General features: G+C 69.3%; 4 protein-coding genes. 2 read left to right on the top strand and 2 right to left on the bottom strand.

The genetic code is table 11. The features are described from left to right. Positions 1 to 230 precede the first annotated feature (230 nt). Complete coding sequence (locus RMO85_RS15890) at positions 231 to 830, bottom strand: class F sortase (RefSeq protein ID WP_310529695.1); 600 nt, start codon at positions 828 to 830, stop codon at positions 231 to 233. A 71-nt stretch (positions 831 to 901) separates the two neighbouring features. After that, positions 902 to 1,882, bottom strand: coding sequence for an ice-binding family protein (locus RMO85_RS15885; RefSeq protein ID WP_310529694.1), 981 nt, complete (start codon positions 1,880 to 1,882; stop codon positions 902 to 904). A gap of 547 nt (positions 1,883 to 2,429) precedes the next feature. Here RMO85_RS15885 and RMO85_RS15880 point away from each other — a divergent pair. Together RMO85_RS15880 and RMO85_RS15875 are read left to right on the top strand one after the other, a co-directional pair. Continuing rightward, positions 2,430 to 2,582 (top strand): hypothetical protein, encoded by a 153-nt coding sequence (locus RMO85_RS15880; RefSeq protein ID WP_310529693.1) that lies wholly within the window; start codon positions 2,430 to 2,432, stop codon positions 2,580 to 2,582. A gap of 77 nt (positions 2,583 to 2,659) precedes the next feature. After that, positions 2,660 to 3,577, top strand: a 918-nt coding sequence (locus tag RMO85_RS15875; protein ID WP_310529692.1) for an MFS transporter, incomplete at its 3' end; no start/stop codon positions are given.

Raw genomic sequence — 3,577 nt, 5'->3', positions numbered from 1 at the left:
ACGAAGGCTCATGCTAGCCGGTCTGCCGAAGCTGCCTCACGGCTGGTCGCAGGGCAACCAGCACTACCACCGGAGTGGCCCTTTGCGCCCACTTTGCGCGCCGGTCCGCAGTGCCGGGAGTACCGTGCCGTCGTCGTGCATCGTGAGGACCAGGACGGCGACGGATGGATGCGCCGCGGCGACGATCGCCGGCGACGCTCGGGCCTGACCCAAGTCGCGGAAGCTCCTCGTCAGCCCTGCCGGGTCCGGACCCAGCGCGCGGCGACGACCACATTGGCCTGGTAGCCGCCGCGCTCTGCGTCGTACGCGCCACCACAGGTGACCAGGTTGAGCACCCGCGCTCCCTCGGCGGCGTACACCTGATCAGCGGGGAACTGCGCGTTGGCATAGGTGCGCACCGAGGACACGCGGAACCGCGCCGACGCGCCGTCCGCGAGACGGACGTCAACGGCATCTCCGGCGTTCAGGGTACTGAGAAGGTAGAAGACCGCTGGTCCCTCCCGCGAGTCGACGTGACCGAGGATGACGGCCGAGCCCATCGCGCCGGGGCGGGTGCCGAGCTCGTACCAACCCGCGGCCGCGGGATCCGTGGGCACTTCGACCGTGCCGTCGGGGTTGAGACCCAACGGAGCGAGGACGCTGCGAACGCCGATTGCCGGGATGGTGATCGCGACCGGGCGGGCCGGCGCTGCCGGGGTCGATGCCGCAGCCTTCGATCGTCGAGGCGGCTTTCCGGAGGGAGTCCGACTCTGGTGAGACGGGCTGCTCGTCCGCGCCGGGTCCGGCGTCACGGCCTGGACGGGTGAGGATCGATCGCTCCACTGCACCATGCAGTAGACGGCGCCGACCAGCAGGACGAGGGATACGGCTCGCCAGGTCGCAGCCCTCACACCGACACCGATCACGGCTGCCGGTGACGCCTCCGCGGTGGGGAGACCCTCCATCCGAGGAGTGCAGCGCCAGTCGCACCGACGAGGGACAGCATCCCCAGCAGGAGCCATGGCGTGCCGCCGCCCGAGGCCACGTCACCCCCACCCGTGCCCGGGTGCCCCGTCGGGATCGGGGGCGTCCCTGGGCCACCGGAGCCGGTCGCGGTCGGAGGGGCACTCGTCGGGGTGTGGGTGGCTGTGGGGGGTGCACTACTCGACGGCGAAGGGGAAGGCGTGGCCGTGGCCGTCGTGGGAGGAGCAGAGCTCGTTGCAGCGCAGTCGGCGCGGGTGATCGTGTTGGTGTCCAGGGACACCTGCCCGTTCCTGGCGAGGACTCGGCCCGTGAGGTTGGCCCCCGTCTGCATGGAGATGTCGGTCAGCGCCAGCACCGACCCGACGAAGTTGGTCCCGGTGCCGAGGGTCGCCGAGCTGCCGACCTCCCAGAACACATTGCAGGCCTGCGTGCCCCCGACGAGCGCGACCGTGCTGCTGCTGGCGGTGATCAACGTCGACCCGGCCTGGAAGACGAAGACGGCGTTCGGATCACCCTGGGCATCCAGCGTCACCGTGCCGGTCAGGGCCATGGCGCTCGCCGCGTTGTAGACACCCGGGACCAGAGTCGTGCCGCCGAGGTCCTGACTGGTCTTGTCGACCACCGGACCGCGTCCCGCTGCGTCGTTGTGCGCCGTCGTCAGGTCGTTCTGAGCCTGGAGGGATACCGCATCCGCAGCATGGACGGTGCCGTTGTTGACGGTGCCGGGCGGAAACCCGGTCACCGCGCTCCCGGGGTTGACCCCGACGTCGCCGTTGATCACGCTCGGCCCCGTGTTGGTGACCGTGGTGCCCGCCAGGACGGCGTACGAAGCGGCTGTGCCGAGGTCCACGGGTGGCTGCGCAGCGGACGCCGGTGCACTCGTGGCGCCGAGCAGAAGGGCAAGTGCGAAACCACCCACGGGGAGGGTGAGCGCAGCGGACAGGAATGATCGAGATTGCGGCCGCAAGGGAAGCTCCAGCCTGATGCCGGGGCGGGACCTACTACAGGGGCAGCGAGCCAGGGGGCCGGATGTCTCTTACCGTAGCCGAGCAGGGTCTGATCCGCGACTCGACAAGGAGCTGGCCCAGGAGATCAGTCTGCGCCACTTAGCCCAGATAGACGCTGCATAGACCCGATCGCGAAGTTGGTCGCACCTCCACGCCAATCGCGCTCAGCATCTCCGGAGCGCCGCTCGGTCTCCGTCAATATGCGATGGGACCGAAAACGACTGGCCTTTGACATAAGCCAACTCGTTCGCCGCGACGTAGGCGACGGTCTTCAGCGTTGGGCTGACGCGTCTGCGAGTGCGGCACTACGGGAGTCTTCCTGCCACGCTTGTTCCTAGCCAGATGCCCATTGCGCGCAGTTCGACTGAGGTGTAATCGTCGTGAGGGAAGTGTGTCGCTCCGAATCTCGGGGCGCAGACTACGTCGCCTTGACGGCAGATAGAGATGGTGCGATGGACGATGTTGTTGGCCGAGCGGGTGTTCCTCGTGCTGGAGGGCGCTTACGTCACCGGCGCGCTCGAGGGTGACGAGAGCGTGTTCGATCGCGCCCGCGACTTGATGTCCGTGCTCGTCACCGCTGAGGTTGCTAGCGTCTCACAGGGGAGCCGGTGAATCGGTCCTTCAGACGTCGTCCTGATCCGTTCATGCAGGACCGCAAGATCCGCTGGTTGACGGCTTTGACATGTTCCATGGTCGCCGTCGACACGCTCTTCTACTCCGCGATCGGGCCGCTCCTGCCGCTGCTGGCCAGCACCCACGAGCTCTCGACGGCTCAACTCGGCCTGGTCAGCGGCGCGTTCGGCGCGGGCGCCATTGCTGGCGCGCTACTGAGCGCCTACCTGGTGGGACGGATGGGGGTCAGGCCGGTGGCAGTCGTCGGCCTGCTCACCTTGGCGGTGGCAAGCTTGGCGTTCGGCTTCGTCGACGGCTTCGGGGCCCTCGCACTCGCCCGTTTGGTCGCTGGAGCGAGCAGTGCGCTGTCGTGGGGCGCCGCCTTCGCGTGGCTGGTCCTGGCCACTCCGCATGCTCGCCGCGGCCGGGCCATCGGGACGCTGTTCGGCACCTCCGTCATCGGGGCGGCCACGGGTCCGGCGCTCGGCAGCCTCGCTGCGACCGTAGGGCTCGGCATTGTCTTCACCGGAATAGCCTGTCTGGCGGTGCTGATCGGGCTGTGGGCGCTGGCGGAACCAGCCGCGGCTCCAGGTCCCTCAGCGAGCGAGCTGTCCCTGGCCACGGCGCGTACGATCGTGCGACCGGCACTCGCGTGGGGCCTCGGGGTCGCCGCGCAGGCGGCCGGCCAGCTCGGTGACGCCGCTGCCGCGGCGACGCTGAGTGACGAAGCCCAGGCATCGATTGGCGCGTTCGCCGTCTGGGATGTCGAGGTCGCGCTCGGGAGTGCGTGGGCCGCCTCGGCCGCCGGGGAGGCGACTCGGGCGCGCGAGCTCGCCCTCGAAGCCGCCGGACAGATGGAGGCGCGCGGGCAGCTCGCCAGCGAGGTCATCGCGTTGCACGATGCCGTCAGGTTGGGAGCTGCATCGAAGGCGCTGCCTCGACTCCGCGTCCTGTCGGCGCAGGTCGAGGGTGCGATGACCCCCCTCGTGACCAGG

The sequence above is a fragment of the Nocardioides sp. genome (assembly GCF_031422975.1).
Lineage (GTDB): Bacteria > Actinomycetota > Actinomycetes > Propionibacteriales > Nocardioidaceae > Nocardioides.
Note: the sequence above shows the minus strand (reverse complement) of the source record. Positions and strands in the feature narration are given on the sequence as shown.